Origin of the sequence: Bacillus sp. m3-13 (assembly GCF_000175075.1) — a bacterium.
Taxonomy (GTDB): Bacteria; Bacillota; Bacilli; order Bacillales; family Bacillaceae_I; genus Sutcliffiella_A; species Sutcliffiella_A horikoshii_C.
In genome coordinates this window covers 22,175-43,322 of the sequence record NZ_ACPC01000004.1, presented here as the reverse complement: position 1 = coordinate 43,322, position 21,148 = coordinate 22,175, and the positions used below count along the sequence as shown (strand labels likewise).

At 42.1% G+C, this 21,148-nt stretch carries 25 protein-coding genes; all 25 read right to left on the bottom strand.

Annotated features, from left to right (window positions below; all coding sequences use genetic code 11):
- Positions 1-15: 15 nt before the first annotated feature.
- The 25 genes from rplR to rpoB all read right to left on the bottom strand — a co-directional run bounded on the left by rplR (position 16) and on the right by rpoB (position 20,933).
- Positions 16-375 carry a 50S ribosomal protein L18 gene (gene rplR, locus M313_RS0100650; RefSeq protein ID WP_010191509.1) on the bottom strand — a complete coding sequence of 120 codons (360 nt, stop codon included), beginning with the start codon at positions 373-375 and terminating at the stop codon, positions 16-18.
- Positions 376-410: 35 nt separating this feature from the next.
- On the bottom strand, positions 411-947 hold the full coding sequence (gene rplF / locus M313_RS0100645; RefSeq protein WP_010191508.1) for a 50S ribosomal protein L6: 537 nt from the start codon (positions 945-947) through the stop codon (positions 411-413).
- 31 nt (positions 948-978) lie between these two features.
- Positions 979-1,377 (bottom strand): 30S ribosomal protein S8, encoded by a 399-nt coding sequence (gene rpsH, locus M313_RS0100640; protein WP_010191507.1) that lies wholly within the window; start codon positions 1,375-1,377, stop codon positions 979-981.
- 30 nt (positions 1,378-1,407) lie between these two features.
- Positions 1,408-1,593 carry a type Z 30S ribosomal protein S14 gene (locus M313_RS0100635; RefSeq protein ID WP_010191505.1) on the bottom strand — a complete coding sequence of 62 codons (186 nt, stop codon included), beginning with the start codon at positions 1,591-1,593 and terminating at the stop codon, positions 1,408-1,410.
- A gap of 30 nt (positions 1,594-1,623) precedes the next feature.
- A complete protein-coding gene (rplE, locus tag M313_RS0100630; RefSeq protein WP_010191503.1) occupies positions 1,624-2,163 on the bottom strand; it encodes a 50S ribosomal protein L5 in 540 nt (179 codons plus the stop codon).
- A gap of 26 nt (positions 2,164-2,189) precedes the next feature.
- Entirely contained in the window at positions 2,190-2,501 is a 312-nt protein-coding gene (gene rplX, locus M313_RS0100625) for a 50S ribosomal protein L24 (RefSeq protein ID WP_010191502.1), read from the bottom strand.
- Positions 2,502-2,538: 37 nt separating this feature from the next.
- Positions 2,539-2,907: a 50S ribosomal protein L14 gene (gene rplN, locus M313_RS0100620; protein WP_010191501.1), complete on the bottom strand. Its 369-nt coding sequence runs from the start codon at positions 2,905-2,907 to the stop codon at positions 2,539-2,541.
- Positions 2,908-2,949: 42 nt separating this feature from the next.
- Positions 2,950-3,213, bottom strand: a complete 264-nt coding sequence (gene rpsQ, locus M313_RS0100615; RefSeq protein ID WP_010191500.1) for a 30S ribosomal protein S17 — start codon at positions 3,211-3,213, stop codon at positions 2,950-2,952.
- 20 nt (positions 3,214-3,233) lie between these two features.
- Positions 3,234-3,434, bottom strand: coding sequence for a 50S ribosomal protein L29 (gene rpmC, locus M313_RS0100610; protein WP_010191499.1), 201 nt, complete (start codon positions 3,432-3,434; stop codon positions 3,234-3,236).
- Positions 3,424-3,858 carry a 50S ribosomal protein L16 gene (rplP, locus tag M313_RS0100605; RefSeq protein WP_010191498.1) on the bottom strand — a complete coding sequence of 145 codons (435 nt, stop codon included), beginning with the start codon at positions 3,856-3,858 and terminating at the stop codon, positions 3,424-3,426. Before rplP ends, rpmC begins: the two co-directional genes overlap by 11 nt.
- A gap of 2 nt (positions 3,859-3,860) precedes the next feature.
- Complete coding sequence (gene rpsC, locus M313_RS0100600; RefSeq protein WP_010191497.1) at positions 3,861-4,517, bottom strand: 30S ribosomal protein S3; 657 nt, start codon at positions 4,515-4,517, stop codon at positions 3,861-3,863.
- Positions 4,518-4,520: 3 nt separating this feature from the next.
- Complete coding sequence (gene rplV / locus M313_RS0100595) at positions 4,521-4,862, bottom strand: 50S ribosomal protein L22 (protein ID WP_010191496.1); 342 nt, start codon at positions 4,860-4,862, stop codon at positions 4,521-4,523.
- 19 nt (positions 4,863-4,881) lie between these two features.
- On the bottom strand, positions 4,882-5,160 hold the full coding sequence (gene rpsS / locus M313_RS0100590) for a 30S ribosomal protein S19 (protein ID WP_010191495.1): 279 nt from the start codon (positions 5,158-5,160) through the stop codon (positions 4,882-4,884).
- Positions 5,161-5,217: 57 nt separating this feature from the next.
- Positions 5,218-6,048: a 50S ribosomal protein L2 gene (rplB, locus tag M313_RS0100585; RefSeq protein ID WP_010191493.1), complete on the bottom strand. Its 831-nt coding sequence runs from the start codon at positions 6,046-6,048 to the stop codon at positions 5,218-5,220.
- A 39-nt stretch (positions 6,049-6,087) separates the two neighbouring features.
- Positions 6,088-6,375, bottom strand: a complete 288-nt coding sequence (gene rplW, locus M313_RS0100580) for a 50S ribosomal protein L23 (RefSeq protein ID WP_010191491.1) — start codon at positions 6,373-6,375, stop codon at positions 6,088-6,090.
- Positions 6,375-6,998 carry a 50S ribosomal protein L4 gene (gene rplD / locus M313_RS0100575; RefSeq protein WP_010191489.1) on the bottom strand — a complete coding sequence of 208 codons (624 nt, stop codon included), beginning with the start codon at positions 6,996-6,998 and terminating at the stop codon, positions 6,375-6,377. Before rplD ends, rplW begins: the two co-directional genes overlap by 1 nt.
- A gap of 25 nt (positions 6,999-7,023) precedes the next feature.
- On the bottom strand, positions 7,024-7,644 hold the full coding sequence (gene rplC, locus M313_RS0100570; RefSeq protein ID WP_010191485.1) for a 50S ribosomal protein L3: 621 nt from the start codon (positions 7,642-7,644) through the stop codon (positions 7,024-7,026).
- A gap of 37 nt (positions 7,645-7,681) precedes the next feature.
- Entirely contained in the window at positions 7,682-7,990 is a 309-nt protein-coding gene (gene rpsJ, locus M313_RS0100565) for a 30S ribosomal protein S10 (protein WP_010191483.1), read from the bottom strand.
- Positions 7,991-8,821: 831 nt separating this feature from the next.
- Entirely contained in the window at positions 8,822-10,012 is a 1,191-nt protein-coding gene (tuf, locus tag M313_RS0100560; RefSeq protein ID WP_010191482.1) for an elongation factor Tu, read from the bottom strand.
- A 111-nt stretch (positions 10,013-10,123) separates the two neighbouring features.
- Complete coding sequence (fusA, locus tag M313_RS0100555) at positions 10,124-12,202, bottom strand: elongation factor G (protein ID WP_010191481.1); 2,079 nt, start codon at positions 12,200-12,202, stop codon at positions 10,124-10,126.
- 89 nt (positions 12,203-12,291) lie between these two features.
- On the bottom strand, positions 12,292-12,762 hold the full coding sequence (gene rpsG / locus M313_RS0100550) for a 30S ribosomal protein S7 (protein ID WP_010191480.1): 471 nt from the start codon (positions 12,760-12,762) through the stop codon (positions 12,292-12,294).
- A gap of 49 nt (positions 12,763-12,811) precedes the next feature.
- Positions 12,812-13,234 (bottom strand): 30S ribosomal protein S12, encoded by a 423-nt coding sequence (gene rpsL, locus M313_RS0100545; RefSeq protein WP_010191479.1) that lies wholly within the window; start codon positions 13,232-13,234, stop codon positions 12,812-12,814.
- Positions 13,235-13,336: 102 nt separating this feature from the next.
- On the bottom strand, positions 13,337-13,585 hold the full coding sequence (locus M313_RS0100540; protein WP_010191478.1) for a 50S ribosomal protein L7ae-like protein: 249 nt from the start codon (positions 13,583-13,585) through the stop codon (positions 13,337-13,339).
- A 127-nt stretch (positions 13,586-13,712) separates the two neighbouring features.
- Entirely contained in the window at positions 13,713-17,309 is a 3,597-nt protein-coding gene (gene rpoC / locus M313_RS0100535) for a DNA-directed RNA polymerase subunit beta' (protein WP_010191477.1), read from the bottom strand.
- Positions 17,310-17,375: 66 nt separating this feature from the next.
- Positions 17,376-20,933 carry a DNA-directed RNA polymerase subunit beta gene (gene rpoB / locus M313_RS0100530; RefSeq protein WP_010191476.1) on the bottom strand — a complete coding sequence of 1,186 codons (3,558 nt, stop codon included), beginning with the start codon at positions 20,931-20,933 and terminating at the stop codon, positions 17,376-17,378.
- Between the last annotated feature and the right edge of the window lie 215 nt (positions 20,934-21,148).

Here is a 21,148-nt window from a genome sequence, read left to right as displayed (position 1 = left end):
TCCCTCCTTTTCCGATTAAAATTCTAGACCAGCCTCACGTGCAGCATCTGCTAATGCTTTCACACGGCCGTGATATAAGTATCCACCGCGGTCGAATACTACTGATTTGATTCCTTTTTCAATTGCGCGCTTTGCAACAAGTTCTCCAACTGCTTTCGCGGACTCAACGTTGCTACCGTTTGCTGTTACATCTTTATCAAGTGTAGAAGCACTTGCGATTGTTACAGCGTTAGCATCGTCAATCACTTGAGCGTAGATGTGTTGGTTTGAACGGAACACATTTAAACGTGGACGAGTTGCAGTTCCTGATAACTTAGCACGAACACGAGTGTGTCTTTTCTTACGAGTAGAATTCTTATCAGGTTTTGTAATCATCGTGCAGTCACTCCTTTCTATCTGCTTATGCCGTATTACTTAGCAGTTTTACCTTCTTTACGACGTACTTGTTCACCTTCATAACGAATACCTTTACCTTTGTAAGGCTCTGGTGGGCGAACGTCACGAATGTTAGCTGCTAAAGCACCTACGCGCTCTTTATCAATACCTTTAATAACGATCTTTGTGTTTGCCGGTACTTCCACTTCAATCCCCTGTTCAGGAGTGATTTCAACTGGATGAGAGTAACCAACGTTAAGAACTAGTTTGTTACCTTGCTTAGATGCACGGTAACCTACCCCGATTAGTTCCAATCCTCTTTCGAAACCAGCTGTAACACCTTGAACCATGTTGTTTAAAAGTGCACGAGTTGTTCCGTGGATTGTACGGTGTTCTTTGCTATCGGAAGGACGTACTACTGTTAATACGTTCTCTTCCACTGTAATAGCCATTTCTTGGCTGAATGTACGAGTTAATTCACCTTTAGGACCTTTTACGGTAACTGTGTTGTTGTCGTTTGTGATTGTAACCCCAGTTGGGATTTCAATAGGTTTTTTACCTACACGTGACATAGTTACACCTCCGTTCATTTAAAGAAATATATTACCAAACGTACGCTAATACTTCTCCACCAGCTTGTTTTTGACGAGCTTCTTTATCAGTGATAACACCTTGAGAAGTAGAGATGATCGCAATACCTAAACCGTTTAATACACGAGGTACTTCATTTGCTTTTGCATATACACGAAGACCAGGCTTACTGATACGTTTAAGACCAGTAATTACACGCTCGTTGTTTGCACCGTATTTCAAGAAAATACGAATGATACCTTGTTTGTTGTCTTCGATAAATTCTACGTCACGTACGAAACCTTCACGCTTTAAGATTTCAGCAACTTCTTTTTTGATTTTAGAAGCAGGAAGTTCTAGCTTCTCGTGACGTACCATATTCGCATTGCGGATGCGAGTAAGCATATCTGCAATAGGATCTGTCATAACCATTTAATTTACCTCCTTCCCAATTATCGGGTTTTACCAACTTGCTTTTTTAACGCCAGGAATTTGGCCTTTATAAGCTAATTCACGGAAACAAATACGGCAAAGCTTAAATTTACGGATTACAGAGTGGGGACGTCCACAACGTTCGCAACGAGTATAAGCTTGCACATTATGTTTAGGTGTGCGTTTTTGTTTCGCAATCATTGATTTTTTAGCCACATTTTCGCCTCCCTCTACCACACGCTGGTATTATTTTTGGAATGGCATTCCGAATGATGTTAAAAGCTCACGAGCTTCTTCATCAGTGTTAGCAGTAGTAACGATAACGATATCCATACCACGAACCTTGCTAACTTTATCGTAATCAATTTCAGGGAAGATAAGTTGCTCTTTCACTCCAAGAGTGTAGTTTCCACGACCGTCGAAAGACTTCTTGGAGATTCCACGGAAGTCACGTACACGTGGTAGGGAAACAGATACTAACTTATCTAGGAATTCGTACATACGCTCGCCGCGTAATGTAACTTTCGCACCGATAGGCATTCCTTCACGAAGACGGAAACCAGCGATAGATTTCTTTGCTTTTGTAACCACAGGTTTTTGACCAGTAATTGAAGCTAATTCTTCAACAGCTGTGTCTAAAGCCTTAGAGTTTGAAACTGCATCACCAACACCCATGTTGATAACGATTTTCTCAAGCTTTGGAGCTTGCATCACGGATTTATAGTTAAACTTGCCCATTAGAGCAGGAATAATTTCGCTTTGATACTTTTCTTTTAGGCGGTTCATCAAAAGTACCTCCTTTCTTCAACGTTCTATTTATCTAATTGTTCACCTGATTTTGTTGCAACACGTACTTTTTTACCGTCTACTACCTTGTATCCTACACGAGTCGGTTCACCGGACTTAGGATCTAAAGGCATAACGTTTGATACATGAATAGGTGCCTCACGGTTGATGATTCCACCTTGAGGATTTTCTTGTGATGGTTTAGCGTGCTTTTTGATCACGTTGATACCTTCTACAAGAACACGGTCTTTCTTAGGATAAGATTCAAGAATTACTCCTTGTTTACCTTTATCCTTACCAGAGATAACTACAACTTTATCACCTTTTTTGACATGCATCCTTTCGCACCTCCTTGACAAACATCTTTTCGATTTATTACAGAACTTCTGGAGCTAAAGATACAATCTTCATGTAGTTGTTATCACGTAGTTCACGTGCAACTGGTCCGAAGATACGAGTTCCACGAGGGCTCTTATCATCCTTGATGATTACGCATGCGTTCTCATCGAAACGGATGTATGAACCGTCATTACGACGAACTCCGCGCTTTGTACGTACAACAACAGCTTTCACTACGTCACCTTTTTTAACAACGCCTCCTGGTGTTGCTTGTTTCACTGTACAAACGATTACATCACCAATGTTAGCGTAGCGACGACCAGATCCACCTAGTACTTTAATAGCAAGCACTTCACGAGCACCTGAGTTATCAGCAACTTTCAAACGAGATTCTTGTTGAATCATGCATGGTACCTCCCTTCGGAATTAGATATCCGAACTTATATATTAGATAATTACAGCTTTCTCTACAACCTCTAGCAAACGGAAACGCTTCGTAGAAGATAATGGACGAGTCTCCATGATTTTTACGATGTCGCCAGTTTTAGCCATGCTATTCTCATCATGCGCTTTGTACTTTTTAGAGTACTTAACACGTTTGCCGTAGAGTGCGTGAGTTTTATAAGTTTCTACAAGGACTGTGATTGTTTTGTCCATTTTATCAGACACAACACGACCAGTGTAAACTTTACGTTGGTTACGTTCACTCATTTTCGCGAACCTCCTCTTGATTATTTGTTAGAAGCGATCTCTCTCTCGCGAACTACTGTTTTCATACGAGCGATTGACTTACGTACTTCGCGAATACGAGCAGTGTTTTCTAATTGACCAGTCGCTAATTGAAAGCGTAGGTTAAATAACTCTTCTTTTAAAGATTTCACTTTTTGTTCAATCTCGGCAGTGGTTAAGTCGCGTAGTTCATTAGCTTTCATTAGATTCACCACCAATTTCTTCACGTTTTACGAACTTACATTTAACTGGCAACTTGTGCATAGCTAAACGTAATGCTTCACGAGCTACTTCTTCAGATACACCTGAAATTTCAAACATAACCTTTCCAGGTTTAACAACTGCTACCCATCCTTCTGGAGCACCTTTACCGGAACCCATTCGGACCTCTAGAGGTTTTGCAGTGTATGGTTTTGAAGGGAAAATTTTAATCCAAACTTTACCGCCACGTTTCATATAACGAGTCATCGCACGTCGCGCAGCTTCGATTTGACGGTTAGTGATCCAAGAAGCTTCAAGAGATTGTAATCCGAACTCTCCGAAATGTACTTCTGTACCGCCTTTCGCTTTACCACGCATTTTTCCACGATGTTCGCGGCGATATTTTACGCGTTTTGGTAATAACATAATTATTTTCCTCCTTCCTCATTTTTCTTCTTTGTAGGAAGGACCTCTCCACGGTAGATCCATACTTTCACACCTAATTTACCGTAAGTTGTATCAGCTTCTGCTGTACCATAGTCAATATCAGCGCGAAGAGTATGAAGTGGAACTGTACCCTCACTATAATGTTCAGAACGAGCGATATCTGCTCCGCCTAGGCGACCAGAAACCATCGTTTTAATACCTTTCGCACCAGCGCGCATTGCACGTTGAAGTGATTGCTTTTGAGCACGACGGAAAGATACACGGTTTTCTAATTGACGAGCGATGTTTTCAGCTACCAATTTAGCATCCAAATCTGCTCTCTTAATTTCAAGGATGTTAATGTGTACACGTTTACCAGTTAGTTGGTTAAGTGCTTTACGTAATGCTTCAACTTCCGTACCACCTTTACCAATAACCATACCTGGCTTAGCAGTGTGAACAGTAACGTTCAAACGGTTTGCAGCACGTTCGATTTCTACTTTAGAAACAGATGCGTCATTTAGACGTTTTGCGATGTATTCGCGAACTTTGATGTCTTCATGTAGCAGGTTAGCATAATCTTTGCCTGCGTACCACTTGGACTCCCAGTCACGAATGACTCCTACACGAAGACCGATCGGATTTACCTTTTGACCCACTGGTTATCCCTCCTTCTTTTCTGATACCACGATTGTAATGTGGCTAGTACGTTTGTTAATTTGGCTCGCACGACCCATTGCACGAGGGCGGAAACGTTTCAAGGTTGGACCTTCGTTAACGTATGCCTCAGTTACAACTAGTGAGTTTGCGTCCATTTCAAAATTGTGCTCTGCATTTGCAATAGCGGACTTTAGAACCTTTTCGATTACTGGTGAAGCAGCTTTTGGAGTTAATGCCAAAATAGCTACCGCTTCGCCTACTTGCTTGCCTCGAATTAAATCCATAACTAGACGAGCTTTACGAGGAGCAATACGAACTGTTCTTGCAACAGCTTTAGCTTGCATGTAAAAGCCTCCTCTCTAATTAGCGTTTTGTTTTCTTATCATCATTTCCGTGACCTTTGTAAGCACGAGATGGAGCAAATTCTCCAAGCTTGTGACCTACCATGTCTTCTGTCACATATACAGGTACGTGTTTACGGCCATCATATACAGCGATTGTATGTCCGATAAATTGTGGGAAAATAGTAGAACGACGAGACCAAGTTTTAACAACTTGCTTACCATCAGTTTCATTTAACTTTTCAACCTTAGCCATTAAATGATCATCTACAAAAGGCCCTTTTTTCAAGCTGCGACCCATGTGGAAACCTCCCTTCGTGATTGCTCTACGGCTCCGTTGAACCGTAGTACAACCCCGTTATTTTTTACGACGACGAACGATAAATTTGTCAGACTTGTTCTTTTTCTTACGAGTTTTGAATCCAAGAGTCGGTTTGCCCCAAGGAGTCATAGGTGACTTGCGTCCGATTGGAGAACGTCCTTCACCACCACCGTGTGGGTGATCGTTAGGGTTCATTACAGAACCACGTACAGTTGGGCGAATACCCATCCAACGAGAACGTCCTGCTTTACCAATGTTGATAAGTTCGTGTTGTTCGTTACCAACTTGACCTACTGTAGCGCGGCAAGTGGAAAGAATCATACGAGTTTCACCAGAAGTTAAACGTACAAGTACGTATTTACCTTCTTTACCAAGTACTTGAGCAGAAGTTCCTGCAGAGCGAACTAATTGTCCACCTTTACCTGGTTTTAACTCGATGTTGTGGATTACAGTACCAACTGGGATGTTGATTAGTGGTAATGCATTTCCTACTTTGATGTCTGCTTCAGGACCAGCCATTATAGTCATTCCTACTTCTAAGTTCTTAGGAGCAAGGATGTAACGCTTTTCCCCATCTGCATAGTTGATTAACGCGATATTAGCGGAACGGTTAGGATCGTACTCGATTGTAGCAACGCGTCCTGGTATACCATCTTTATCACGTTTAAAGTCGATGACGCGGTATTGACGTTTGTGTCCACCACCTTGGTGACGTACAGTCAATTTACCTTGGTTATTACGACCACCTTTTCTGTGTAACGGTGCAAGCAAGCTTTTTTCTGGTTTGTCTGTAGTGATCTCAGCAAAATCAGAAACTGTCATGCCACGACGTCCATTAGAGGTTGGTTTGTATTTTTTAATCGCCATCATGTTCCCTCCTTTTCGATGATGTTTTTATTTTTTGTATTAAACCTCGAAGAATTCGATTTCTTTGCTATCAGCTTTTAAAGTTACGATAGCTTTTCTACGACGGTTAGTTAATCCGCTATGACGACCTACACGACGGAATTTACCTTTGTAGTTCATGATGTTTACTTTTTCAACGTCTACGCCAAAGATCGCTTCAACAGCATCTTTAACTTCAGTTTTATTAGCTCTAACATCTACTTCAAAAGTGTATTTCTTTTCAGTCATTAAATCTGTAGAACGCTCAGTAATCACGGGGCGCTTAAGAACATCACGATGATCTCTCATTATGCAAGCACCTCCTCTAATTTTTGAACAGCGTCTTTCGTAAAGATTACTTTATCGTGGTTTACAACGTCTAAAACGTTCACACCAGTTACTGTAACAACTGTTACTCCAGGGATGTTACGAGCAGATAAAGCAACGTTTTCGTCAGCGTCAGCTGTTACGATCAACGCTTTACGATTGATTTCTAAACCTTTTAATACAGAAGTCATTTCTTTTGTTTTTGGTGCATCAAAAGCTAATCCTTCTAATACTAAAAGTTCGTTTTCTAATACCTTAGATGATAATGCAGATTTGATAGCTAAGCGACGAACTTTCTTAGGAAGTTTGTAGCTGTAGCTTCTTGGTGTAGGACCGAATACGATACCACCACCACGCCATTGTGGAGAGCGGATAGACCCTTGACGAGCACGACCAGTACCCTTTTGACGCCATGGTTTGCGTCCACCACCTGCTACTTCAGAACGTCCTTTTACTTTTGCAGTACCTTGACGTAAAGATGCTCTTTGCATAACGATCGCATCGAACAATACGCTGTTATTTGGCTCAATACCGAATACAGCATCTGCTAATTCAACTTCACCAACGTTAGCGCCAGCTTGGTTGTATAATGCTACTTTAGGCATTTGTAGTTCCTCCTTTCCTAAACAATTAGTTTGCTTTTATAGCACTTTTAATTGTGATTAAAGATTTTTTTGGACCAGGTACGTTACCTTTAACAAGTAATAGGTTACGCTCTGCGTCTACTTTCACGATCTCAAGGTTCTGGATAGTAATGCGCTCTCCACCCATACGTCCAGGTAATAGTTTACCTTTGAATACACGGTTTGGAGCAACAGGTCCCATAGAACCAGGACGACGGTGATAACGGGAACCGTGAGTCATTGGGCCGCGAGATTGGTTGTGGCGCTTAATTGAGCCTTGGAAACCTTTACCCTTTGAAATTCCTGTTACATCTACTACATCGCCTTCTGCGAAAATATCAACTTTGACTTCTTGACCAACTTCTAAGTTAGCTCCACTGATTTCACGAATGAAGCGCTTAGGTGCTGTGTTCGCTTTAGCAACGTGTCCTTTTAAAGGCTTGTTCGCTAATTTATCGCGTTTGTCAGCAAAACCAATCTGAATCGCTTCGTATCCGTCTGTTTCAACAGTTTTAACTTGAAGTACAACGTTTGGTGTAGCTTCAATTACTGTTACAGGGATAAGATCGCCGTTTTCAGCAAAAACTTGAGTCATACCAACTTTTCTTCCTAAGATTCCTTTGGTCATCAGTCACACCTCCTAGATTAATTAAGTAATTTATTGATTAAAGCTTGATTTCGATATCTACACCAGATGGTAGGTCTAAACGCATTAAGCTGTCAACCGTTTGTGGTGTTGGATTAATGATGTCGATTAAGCGCTTATGAGTGCGCATTTCGAATTGCTCACGAGAATCTTTATATTTGTGTACCGCACGTAAGATTGTGTATACAGATCTTTCCGTTGGTAACGGAATAGGACCAGAAACAGTTGCACCTGAACGTTTTGCAGTTTCAACGATCTTCTCAGAAGATTGATCTAGAATTCTGTGATCATAAGCTTTTAAACGAATGCGAATCTTTTCTTTTGCCATTATTTTTCCCTCCTTTTTTCGCCTATATTATTGATAGACATTCTCCGTGAAAATTAACCTGTCACACTCGCCATGGCAAAGCGGCCGGGTGTGCCAGCAACCTTTCACATCATCGCAGTCAAAGACCAACATTACCTATTATACATGGTGTTAATAGACAATGCAACTATATTTCAAAAATATCTCTGAGCACTTTTCATATTATAACGAGAAGTGAGAGTTATTGCAACCGGTGGGCAGGGAATTTATTTGTTTCAGTTTTTTCCAGTGTGAGATGGTGAATAATTATATAGAAGAAAGAGGTTTATTTTGAAGATTATTATGGATGATATGCGTGGTTGTATTTGACGATTGGACCGAAGGATACTCGTGGGTGTGGTTGGGGAGTCCATATTAGCGGGACAATACTGCTGCTCTTATCAAATGTCCGAAGTTTTCGATGAGTTGACTGAAGTTTTTCGAAAGTTGTCCGAAGTTTTTCAGAATTTGACCGAACCAAAAAATGAATTGACCGAACGTTTAGCATGAGTTGTCTGAAGAGCATTATAGATTGTCCAAACCTCCTTTATAATTCGGTAGTTTTTGTCCGAAGGCAAGCGGAAAGTGACCGAACTAATTTTGCGGCACATAAATAGAGGCATTTTTTATAAATAACTATCTATAATCCAGTAGGTATTGTCTTAATGACTAGTTTTTACCGGTAGCGCAACGCAAACAGTATTCCATTCAACCTCCTCGACTACGTCCCTAGCTCTCCAAAATCAAAACAAAAAAACCGGCACCCCTCAATCGGGATGCCGGTCTATTAAAAGATCATTATAGATCCAAAGATTACTCTTGGATAGTCGCTACTACGCCAGCGCCTACAGTACGTCCACCTTCACGAATAGAGAACTTAGTTCCTTCTTCGATAGCGATTGGAGAGATAAGTTCAACAGTCATCTCAACGTTGTCGCCAGGCATAACCATTTCGATGCCTTCAGGTAGGTTACAAATACCAGTTACGTCAGTTGTACGGAAGTAGAACTGAGGACGGTAGTTTGTGAAGAATGGAGTGTGACGTCCACCCTCTTCTTTAGATAGTACGTAAACTTCAGCTTTGAACTTTGTGTGTGGAGTGATTGTACCAGGCTTAGCTAATACTTGTCCACGTTGGATGTCGTCACGAGCAACCCCACGAAGAAGTGCACCGATGTTGTCTCCAGCTTCAGCATAGTCAAGAAGCTTACGGAACATTTCTACTCCAGTTACAGTAGTAGATTTAGGCTCTTCAGTTAAACCGATGATTTCGATAGTGTCACCAACTTTAACTTGTCCACGCTCAACACGTCCAGTAGCAACTGTTCCACGACCAGTGATAGAGAATACGTCCTCAACTGGCATCATGAATGGCTTTTCAGTGTCACGAGCTGGTGTTGGGATGTAGTCATCAACTGCAGCCATAAGCTCAACGATTCTTTCTTCCCACTCAGCGTCTCCTTCAAGAGCTTTAAGAGCAGAACCTTTGATTACAGGAACATCGTCTCCAGGGAAATCGTACTCAGAAAGAAGGTCACGAACTTCCATTTCAACTAATTCTAATAATTCTTCGTCGTCTACCATGTCGCATTTGTTTAAGAATACTACTAGGTAAGGTACACCTACTTGACGAGAAAGAAGAATGTGCTCACGAGTTTGTGGCATTGGGCCGTCAGCAGCAGATACTACTAGGATTCCGCCGTCCATTTGAGCAGCACCAGTGATCATGTTTTTAACATAGTCAGCATGTCCTGGGCAGTCAACGTGTGCATAGTGACGGTTGTCAGTTTCGTACTCAACGTGAGCTGTAGAAATTGTGATTCCACGCTCTCTTTCTTCTGGAGCAGCATCGATCATGTCGTATGCCATTGCAGCACCTTTACCGCTCTTCTTAGCAAGAACAGTTGTGATTGCAGCTGTTAAAGTTGTTTTACCGTGGTCAACGTGACCGATTGTACCGATATTAGCATGAGTCTTGGATCTATCGAATTTCTCTTTACCCATTGTTATATCCTCCTTGGAATTTCATTAGTTTTTATTTTATATGTTATTAATAAGTGATTTCCACTTATTAACCTACATACTATTTATAAAACAAGATTAGGTGAAAATCAATTATTCACCTTTATTTTTTTTGATGATTTCTTCAGAAATTGACTTTGGTACTTCTTCATAGTGATCGAAATGCATTGTGAACACTCCGCGTCCTTGTGTGTTAGAACGTAGGGATGTTGCATAACCAAACATTTCAGATAGTGGAACCATAGCGCGAACAACTTGAGCGTTACCGCGAGCTTCCATACCTTCTACACGACCACGACGGGAAGTGATACCACCCATGATGTCTCCCATGTACTCTTCAGGTGTCACTACTTCAACTTTCATGACAGGCTCAAGGATTACAGGGTTACATTTGGATACTGCATTTTTAAGAGCTAAAGATGCAGCTACTTTAAACGCCATCTCCGAGGAGTCAACGTCATGGTAAGAACCATCAACCAATGCAGCTTTAACATCAATTAATTGGTAACCAGCAAGTACACCGTTTTTCATGGAATCTTCCAGACCAGCTTGAACAGCAGGTACGTATTCACGAGGTACTACTCCACCTACGATTTTGTTTTCAAATTCGAAGCCTTTTCCTTCTTCGTTTGGTTCGAATTCGATCCAAACGTGTCCGAATTGACCACGTCCACCAGATTGACGAGCAAATTTACCTTCAACCTTAGCAGATCCGCGGAACGTTTCACGGTAAGCAACCTGAGGTGCACCAACGTTTGCTTCTACTTTGAATTCGCGCTTCATACGGTCAACTAGGATATCAAGGTGAAGCTCACCCATACCTGCGATGATTGTTTGACCAGTTTCCTGATCTGTATGTGCACGGAAAGTAGGATCTTCTTCTTGCAATTTTTGAAGAGCAGTTGTCATTTTGTCTTGGTCAGCCTTAGATTTAGGCTCAACAGATAGTTGGATAACCGGCTCTGGGAATTCCATGGACTCCAAGATAACTTGGTTTTTGTCGTCACATAGAGTGTCACCAGTAGTTGTGTCTTTAAGACCAACTGCAGCAGCGATATCTCCAGAATATACAACAGGAATCTCTTCACGGCTGTTTGCGTGCATTTGCAGGATACGTCCTACACGCTCACGCTTACCTTTTGTAGAGTTGATAACGTAAGAACCCGAGTTTAATGTACCAGAGTACACACGGAAGAACGTTAATTTTCCTACATAAGGGTCTGTCATAACTTTAAACGCTAGAGCAGCAAACGGGTTGTCGTCTCCAGGTTCACGAGTTACTTCTTCTTCAGTGTCAGGAATAGTACCTTTGATTGAAGGTACATCTGTTGGCGCTGGAAGGTAGTCGATAACAGCGTCAAGCATTAACTGAACACCTTTGTTTTTGAAAGCAGAACCACAGATTACTGGGTAGAAGTTAACATCACAAGTACCTTTACGGATAGTAGCTTTTAACTCTTCAGTAGTTAGCTCTTCTCCTTCTAGGTATTTCATCATTAATTCTTCATCTAATTCTGCTACTGCTTCAACTAAGCGTTGACGATATTCGTCAGCTTGGTCTTTGTACTCAGCCGGAATTTCTTTCGCTTCAGAACGAGTACCTAGGTCGTCCTCGTAGAAGTAAGCTTGCATTTCTACTAGGTCGATGATACCTTCAAACTCATCTTCACTTCCGATAGGAAGTTGAATTGGATGAGCGTTAGCTTGAAGGCGGTCATGGATAGTTCCTACAGAGTATAAGAAGTCTGCACCGATCTTGTCCATTTTGTTAACGAACACGATACGTGGAACACCATAAGTTGTAGCTTGGCGCCAAACTGTTTCAGTTTGAGGCTCAACTCCAGATTGTGCATCAAGAACTGCTACCGCACCATCAAGTACACGTAGGGAACGTTCAACTTCAACAGTGAAGTCTACGTGACCAGGTGTATCGATAATGTTTACGCGGTGGCCTTTCCATTGAGCTGTTGTCGCAGCAGATGTGATCGTGATTCCACGCTCTTGCTCCTGCTCCATCCAGTCCATTTGAGAAGCACCTTCGTGAGTTTCACCAATTTTGTGAATACGTCCTGTGTAGAACAAAACACGCTCAGTTGTCGTTGTTTTACCAGCATCGATGTGAGCCATGATACCGATATTACGTGTTTTATCTAAGGAGAACTCTCTTGCCATAGTGTATTTCTCCTTCCTAAGTAACTAGATTTAATTTATACCTAAAGCTGTTAAGTACTTGTCTTAACAGCTCCAGATAGTATGTGATCTTACCAGCGGTAGTGAGCAAACGCTTTGTTTGCTTCTGCCATTTTGTGCATATCTTCACGCTTCTTAACTGAAGCTCCAGTGTTGTTAGCAGCATCAAGGATTTCGTTAGCTAAACGCTCTTCCATCGTTTTCTCTCCACGAAGACGAGAGTAGTTAACTAAATAGCGAAGTCCAAGAGTTGTACGACGATCTGGGCGCACCTCTACAGGTACTTGGTAGTTTGCTCCACCTACACGGCGTGCTCTAACTTCAAGAACAGGCATGATGTTTTTCATAGCTTGTTCGAACACTTCCATAGGTTCTTGTCCGGAACGCTCACCAACTAGTTTGAATGCGTTATAGATGATAGCTTGAGATTTTCCTCTCTTACCATCGATCATTAATTTATTTACAAGACGAGTTACTAATTTAGAGTTGTATAACGGATCTGGTAATACGTCTCTTTTTGCAACAGGGCCTTTACGTGGCATAATATTTTCCTCCTTTCGGGTAACTTAATGTTAAGCAGTTTGAAGTTTATTACTTCTTAGGTGCTTTTGGTCTCTTAGTACCATATTTAGAACGACCTTGCATACGGTTGTTAACTCCCGCCGTATCAAGAGCTCCACGAACGATGTGGTAACGTACCCCTGGTAAATCTTTTACACGACCGCCGCGAATTAATACTACGCTGTGCTCTTGTAGGTTGTGACCGATACCTGGGATATAAGCAGTTACCTCAATTTGGTTAGTTAAACGAACACGAGCATATTTACGTAATGCGGAGTTCGGTTTCTTTGGAGTCATTGTACCAACACGAGTACACACACCACGTTTTTGAGGTGAAGACACATCAGTTTGAGCCTTCTTGAAACTGTTATAACCTTTGTTCAAAGCTGGAGATTTTGACTTTACAACTTTACTTGTACGTCCTTTGCGGACTAACTGGTTAATAGTAGGCATTAATATTTCCTCCTTCCTAATGTTTTAAGACCACATATCCAGGTGGTTCATTTTTAGGTAAAAAACAAAGTCTTTGCGAATCTGCACTCACAAAAACAGTTTTTAATGAATGATCGCAACAGCGGAGGCACCCACTTCAATCCCGCAAGCTTTTCCGAGTTTTTTCATCGAATCTACTTTTAAGACTGGTATGTTGTGCTCATTGGCAGTTTGGACAACTTTCTGTGTGACAATCACATCTGCGTCCTCTGCAATGACAACCTCTTTTACTGTTCCGGATTTCAGCGCCTTCACCGTTTGTTTTGTACCAACAATGAAGGTGTTTGCCTGCATCACTTTTTCATAAGACATTAACATATCCTCCAAAGCAACAGGTTATATAAGCACCTTTGCTATATTACCATCTCTATTTTTGAATGTCAACACTTTATCGAATAACATTGAAAAGATTGTCGGGGGATACCCGACAATCTTTCTTTTATTCTACCGTTACAGGCTCTTCCTTGCCCACTTCTTTCGTTAGATCGAATTTGCGGTAGCGGTTCATACCTGTACCAGCTGGAACTAGTTTACCGATGATAACATTCTCTTTCAGACCTAGTAACTCGTCGCGTTTTCCTTTAATCGCAGCGTCTGTCAGGACTCTAGTTGTTTCCTGGAAGGAAGCTGCAGATAAGAAGGAATCCGTTTCAAGAGAAGCTTTCGTGATACCTAGTAATACTGGACGTCCAGTTGCAGGTGTTCTGCCATCAAGAAGTACACGTTCGTTTGCATCAGTGAATTGGTGAACATCAAGCAGTGTTCCTGGTAGTACATCTGTATCACCAGCATCAATAACACGTACCTTACGTAGCATCTGGCGAACCATAACCTCTACGTGCTTGTCACCGATTTCTACCCCTTGCATACGGTATACTTTTTGAACTTCAAGCAATAGATACTCCTGTACAGATACCATATCTTTGACTTTCAGTAGTTCTTTCGGATCGATGGAACCTTCTGTTAGTTCCTGACCACGTAAAACTTCTGAATTTACGCCGACTTTAAGGCGGCCAGTGTATGGTACTGTGTAGTTTCTCGTTTCCACTTCACCTTGGACAGTGATTTCTTGCTGACGATCGCGACCTTCGTTGATGGAAGTAACAACACCATCAATTTCAGAGATGACCGCTTGACCTTTAGGATTACGCGCTTCAAAGATCTCTTGGATACGCGGTAAACCTTGTGTAATATCGTCTCCTGCAACCCCACCTGTATGGAATGTACGCATCGTCAACTGAGTTCCCGGCTCACCAATAGATTGGGCAGCAATAATACCAACTGCTTCTCCCACTTCTACTTCTAAGCCAGTCGCAAGGTTGCGGCCGTAACATTTTTTACATACACCATGACGAGTGTCACATGTAAATACAGAGCGAATCCAAACATCTTCCACGCCTGCTTCTACAATGGTTGTAGCAAGGTCTTCAGTAATTAAATCGTTACCCGCAACAAGAACTTCCCCAGTTTCAGGGTGCTTCACAGCTTTTCTTGCATAACGGCCGATTAAACGTTCTTCTAATTTCTCTACCACTTCTGTGCCATCTTTCAGAGCAGTGATGTGTAGACCGCGGTCTGTTCCACAATCTATCTCACGAACGATAACATCTTGTGCCACGTCTACAAGACGACGAGTCAAGTAACCGGAATCGGCAGTTTTCAGTGCTGTATCGGCAAGACCTTTACGCGCACCGTGAGTAGAGATAAAGTATTCCAATACCGTAAGACCTTCACGGAAACTGGATTTGATCGGTAATTCAATGATACGTCCAGATGGATTCGCCATTAGTCCACGCATACCAGCTAACTGTGTAAAGTTAGATGCGTTACCACGGGCACCGGAATCACTCATCATGAAGATGTGGTTCAGGCGTGGCAAGGACTCCATTAGCAACCCTTGGATCTTATCCTTAGCAGCACTCCAGATGGAGATAACGCGGTCATAACGTTCTTCCTCTGTGATTAGACCACGGCGGAACTGCTTAAGAACGGTATCAACTTTTGTTTGTGCTTCTACCAAGATTTCATCTTTCTCTTTAAGAACTACGATGTCTGCTACACCAACTGTGATACCAGCTTTAGTAGAGTAACGGAATCCAAGGTTTTTCATGCGGTCAAGCATTTCGGATGTTTGCGTGATCTTGAAGCGTTTGAACACTTCTGCAATGATGTTACCAAGGATTTTCTTCTTAAATGGATCGATTAGTTCTTGTGCTTGTATCGCTTCTCTTACATTCGCACCTTTTTCCACAAAGTACTTCTCAGGAGTGTTTACTTCTAAGTTGAACTTCGTCGGTTCGTTAATGTAAGGGAATGACGGCGGCAGGATTTCGTTGAAGATCAACTTTCCTACTGTCGTAATTAGAAGCTTTTGTTTCTGCTCTTCGGTAAATGTTTCGTTATTTAAGGATCCTGCATATACCGCTACACGAGTGTGCAGATGTACATAGCCATTTGAATAAGCGATTAGCGCTTCATTCGTATCCTTGAATACCATTCCTTCACCTACAGCATTTTCTCGCTCTAGTGTTAAGTAGTAGTTACCAAGCACCATATCCTGGGAAGGTGTTACTACAGGTTTTCCATCCTTAGGGTTAAGGATGTTTTGTGCAGCAAGCATCAAGATGCGTGCTTCAGCCTGTGCTTCAGCAGAAAGAGGTACGTGAACAGCCATTTGGTCTCCGTCAAAGTCCGCGTTGTATGCAGTACATACAAGTGGGTGAAGGCGGATAGCACGGCCTTCTACAAGTGTAGGTTCAAATGCTTGAATACCTAGTCTGTGTAGAGTTGGTGCGCGGTTTAGTAATACCGGATGTTCCCTGATAACGGATTCCAATACGTCCCAAACCTCTGGTTGTACGCGTTCGATCTTACGCTTCGCACTCTTAATGTTATGTGCAAGCCCGCGTTCTACAAGTTCTTTCATGACGAAAGGCTTGAATAGCTCAAGGGCCATTTCTTTCGGTAATCCACATTGATACATTTTCAGGTTAGGTCCTACTACGATAACGGAACGACCAGAGTAGTCAACACGTTTTCCTAGTAAGTTCTGACGGAAACGACCTTGCTTCCCTTTCAGCATATGAGAAAGAGATTTCAATGGACGGTTACCAGGTCCTGTTACCGGACGGCCACGGCGACCATTGTCGATAAGTGCGTCAACAGCTTCTTGTAACATACGTTTTTCGTTCTGTACGATGATGCTTGGAGCACCAAGGTCAAGAAGGCGTTTTAAACGGTTGTTACGGTTGATTACACGGCGATACAAGTCATTTAAGTCGGAAGTCGCAAAACGACCACCGTCCAATTGAACCATTGGACGTAATTCAGGAGGGATAACCGGTAGCACATCAAGGATCATCCAAGATGGTTCATTGCCGGATCCTCTGAAGGATTCCAATACTTCCAGACGCTTAATTGCTCTTGTACGGCGTTGACCTTGAGCAGTTTTTAGCTCTTCTTTTAGCGTATCTACTTCTTTTTCCAAGTCGATGTCAAAAAGAAGTTTCTTGATTGCTTCTGCACCCATGGCTGCTTGGAATGTTTGACCATACTTTTCACGGTATGCACGGAATTCCTTTTCAGAAAGCAGTTGCTTCTTCTCCAAAGGAGTATCGCCTGTTTCTGTTACCACGTAAGATGCAAAATAAATTACTTCCTCAAGCGCACGTGGGGACATGTCAAGAACAAGACCCATGCGGCTTGGGATTCCTTTGAAGTACCAGATGTGGGATACAGGAGCAGCAAGCTCGATGTGACCCATGCGTTCACGACGTACTTTCGCCCTTGTTACTTCTACACCACAGCGGTCACAGACAACGCCCTTATAACGGACGCGCTTGTATTTACCACAGTGACATTCCCAGTCCTTTGTAGGACCGAAAATTCTTTCGCAGAATAACCCATCTTTTTCTGGCTTTAATGTACGATAGTTAATTGTCTCAGGCTTCTTGACTTCCCCGAAAGACCAGGATCTGATCTTGTCGGGTGAAGCAAGGCCTATTTTCATATATTCAAAATTATTAACATCTAGCAAGGGGCCTACCTCCCTTATAATCTACAGGTTCTACCCAAATGCTTATCTTTAAAGTACTGTTGGCCATCAGTCTTTAGCGACAGTTTCTTTTACTTCTTCTACTTTATCTGAATCAATGGAAATACCTTCGGAAGCTTGTTCTTCATCTTCCTCAAGATCTCTCATTTCGATCTCTTCTTCATCGCCTGATAGGATTTTTACATCCATACCTAAACTTTGAAGTTCTTTGATCAATACTTTGAAGGATTCAGGTACACCTGGTTCAGGTACATTTTCACCTTTAACGATCGCCTCGTACGTTTTCACACGTCCTACTACGTCATCAGATTTAACTGTAAGGATTTCTTGTAGTGTATAAGCGGCACCGTAAGCCTCAAGTGCCCAAACCTCCATCTCACCGAAACGTTGTCCACCAAATTGCGCTTTACCACCAAGTGGTTGTTGCGTAACAAGTGAGTATGGTCCAGTGGAACGTGCGTGAAGCTTATCATCAACCATGTGCGCAAGTTTAATCATATACATGATCCCTACAGATACACGGCTGTCGAACGGCTCACCCGTTCTTCCGTCATACAATACTGTTTTTGCATCTCTTGCCATGCCAGCCTCTTCAAGCGTGCTCCAAACGTCTTCTTCACGCGCGCCATCAAATACGGCGGAAGCAACGTGGATGCCCAATGTTCTTGCTGCCATTCCTAGGTGAAGCTCCAATACCTGCCCGATGTTCATACGAGAAGGTACCCCTAGTGGGTTTAACATGATGTCAATTGGTGTTCCATCTGGCAAGTAAGGCATATCTTCTTCCGGTAAGATACGAGAGATTACCCCTTTGTTACCATGTCGTCCGGCCATTTTGTCACCTTCAGAGATTTTTCGTTTCTGAACGATGTATGCACGAACCAATTGGTTAACTCCTGGTGGCAATTCGTCACCATCTTCACGGTTGAATACTTTTACATCAAGTACGATACCGCCACCACCATGTGGAACTCTTAGTGATGTATCACGTACTTCTCTTGCTTTCTCACCGAAGATTGCGTGTAATAGACGTTCTTCTGCAGTAAGTTCCGTAACCCCTTTAGGTGTTACTTTTCCTACTAATAGGTCTCCGTCTTTTACTTCCGCACCCACTCGGATAATTCCGCGGTCGTCAAGGTTTTTAAGTGCTTCTTCCCCGACATTCGGGATATCACGTGTGATTTCTTCTGGTCCAAGTTTAGTGTCACGTGCTTCTGACTCATATTCTTCAATATGAATGGAAGTGTACACATCATCTTTTACCAGACGCTCACTCATGATGATAGCATCCTCATAGTTATATCCGTCCCATGTCATGAAACCGACCATTACGTTACGGCCAAGTGCCAATTCACCTTTTTCCATGGATGGTCCGTCTGCAAGGATTTCTCCTTTTGTTACAACGTCACCGACAGAAACGATTGGACGTTGGTTATAGCAAGTTCCTTGGTTAGAACGAATGAACTTAAGCATTCTGTACTTATCAAGGTTGCCTTTTACCTGTTGTCCGTCGACTTCTTCCATACGACGCACCCAAACTTCGCGGGCTTCTACACGTTCTACAACACCAGGGTGTTTACAGATAACGGCAGCTCCGGAGTCTTTAGCGGAAACGTGCTCCATCCCAGTACCAACAATCGGGGATTCCGGTTGTAATAAAGGTACAGCTTGACGTTGCATGTTCGCTCCCATTAGGGCACGGTTGGAGTCATCGTTTTCCAAGAAAGGAATACAAGCTGTCGCAGCAGATACAACCTGCTTAGGAGAAACGTCCATATAGTCGATTCTCTCACTTACAACAACCGTGTTCTCCCCGCGGAAACGGGAAACTACATTCTCATCAAGGAAAGTTCCATCTTCACCAAGGCGTGCGTTCGCTTGGGCTACTACATAGTTATCTTCTTCATCTGCAGTCAAGTAATCAATTTGGTCTGTCACACGGCCCGTTTCAGGGTCAACTCTTCTGTAAGGAGTTTCGATAAAACCAAATTTATTTACTTTCGCAAAAGAAGAAAGGGAGTTGATCAAACCAATGTTTGGTCCCTCAGGAGTCTCAATCGGACACATACGGCCATAGTGAGAGTAGTGAACGTCACGCACTTCAAAGCCGGCACGCTCACGCGTCAAACCACCAGGTCCAAGCGCAGACAATCTACGTTTATGTGTTAATTCAGCTAATGGATTCGTTTGATCCATGAACTGAGATAACTGAGAGCTTCCGAAGAACTCTTTAATAGATGCAATAACAGGTCTGATATTGATCAATTGTTGCGGAGTGATCGTGTTAGTGTCCTGGATGGACATTCTTTCACGAACCACACGCTCCATTCTGGATAGACCGATACGGAACTGATTTTGAAGAAGTTCTCCAACAGAACGTAAACGACGGTTACCAAGGTGATCGATATCATCTGTATCGCCTACACCGTGTAAAAGGTCAAAGAAGTAACTAATAGAAGCAATGATGTCCGCCGGAGCGATATGCTTTACTTTTTCTTCTATAAAACCGTTGCCTAAAACAACGATTTCTTTTTCACCTTCTGCATCATTCGGTGCATATATCTTAATAGATTGCATAGGCACTTCATCTTCCACTACTCCACCATGCGGATGGAAAGAAGTCAGGCCGATGCCGTCTTCAATGTTAGGTAGAATGCGGTCTAAAGTTCTACGATCTAACAGTGTACCTTTTTCTACAATGATTTCCCCAGTTTCAGGGTCTACAAGTGTTTCAGCGATACGTTGATTGAAAAGTCTGTTCTTGATATGAAGCTTTTTATTAATCTTGTATCTTCCAACACTTGCTAAATCATAGCGTTTAGGATCGAAAAATCTAGACTCTAATAAACTTTTCGCGTTTTCAACCGTTGGTGGTTCACCAGGGCGTAGACGCTCATATATTTCTAGTAATGCCTTTTCAGTGCTTTCTGTGTTATCCTTATCTAAAGTATTGCGAAGGTACTCGTTTTCGCCCAGAAGATCAATGATTTCCTGGTCGGAACCGAATCCAAGAGCACGCAAAAGAACCGTTACTGGTAGTTTACGAGTACGATCTATACGAACATATACAACATCTTTAGCGTCAGTCTCGTATTCTAACCATGCACCACGGTTTGGAATAACAGTAGCCGAAAAGCCTTTTTTACCATTTTTATCTACTTTTCCGCTGTAATACACACTTGGAGAACGCACTAACTGAGATACAATAACACGTTCTGCACCATTAATAACGAACGTACCAGTATCCGTCATCAACGGGAAATCACCCATAAATACATCCTGGTCTTTTACTTCACCAGTTTCTTTGTTAATGAGACGAACCTTCACACGTAAAGGAGCTGAGTATGTAACATCTCTTTCCTTTGATTCTTCAACAGAATATTTAGGTTCCCCTAAGCTATAATCGATGAATTCTAAAGATAGATTTCCTGTGAAGTCTTCAATTGGGGAAATGTCATGAAACATTTCTCTTAATCCTTCATCAAGGAACCATTGATAAGAAGATGTTTGAATCTCTATTAGATTTGGTAAATCTAATACTTCACTAATGCGAGCATAACTTCTGCGTTGGCGGTGTCGTCCGTATTGAACTAGTTGACCTGTCAACTGATTCACCCCTCGTATCAAGCGTTATTAAATAGTAGTTCAAAAAATATAAACCACTCAAAGCCAAACATAAAAAAACATTCAACATGGAAACAATACTGCTAAAAGAATCCATGTTAAAAATAAAAAAATGGTTTCAATACAGAAAACCACGTTTTTACAATCGCTCTATTGATTTTACTATCTTTTCCAAGCGTACTAATTTTATACATGCA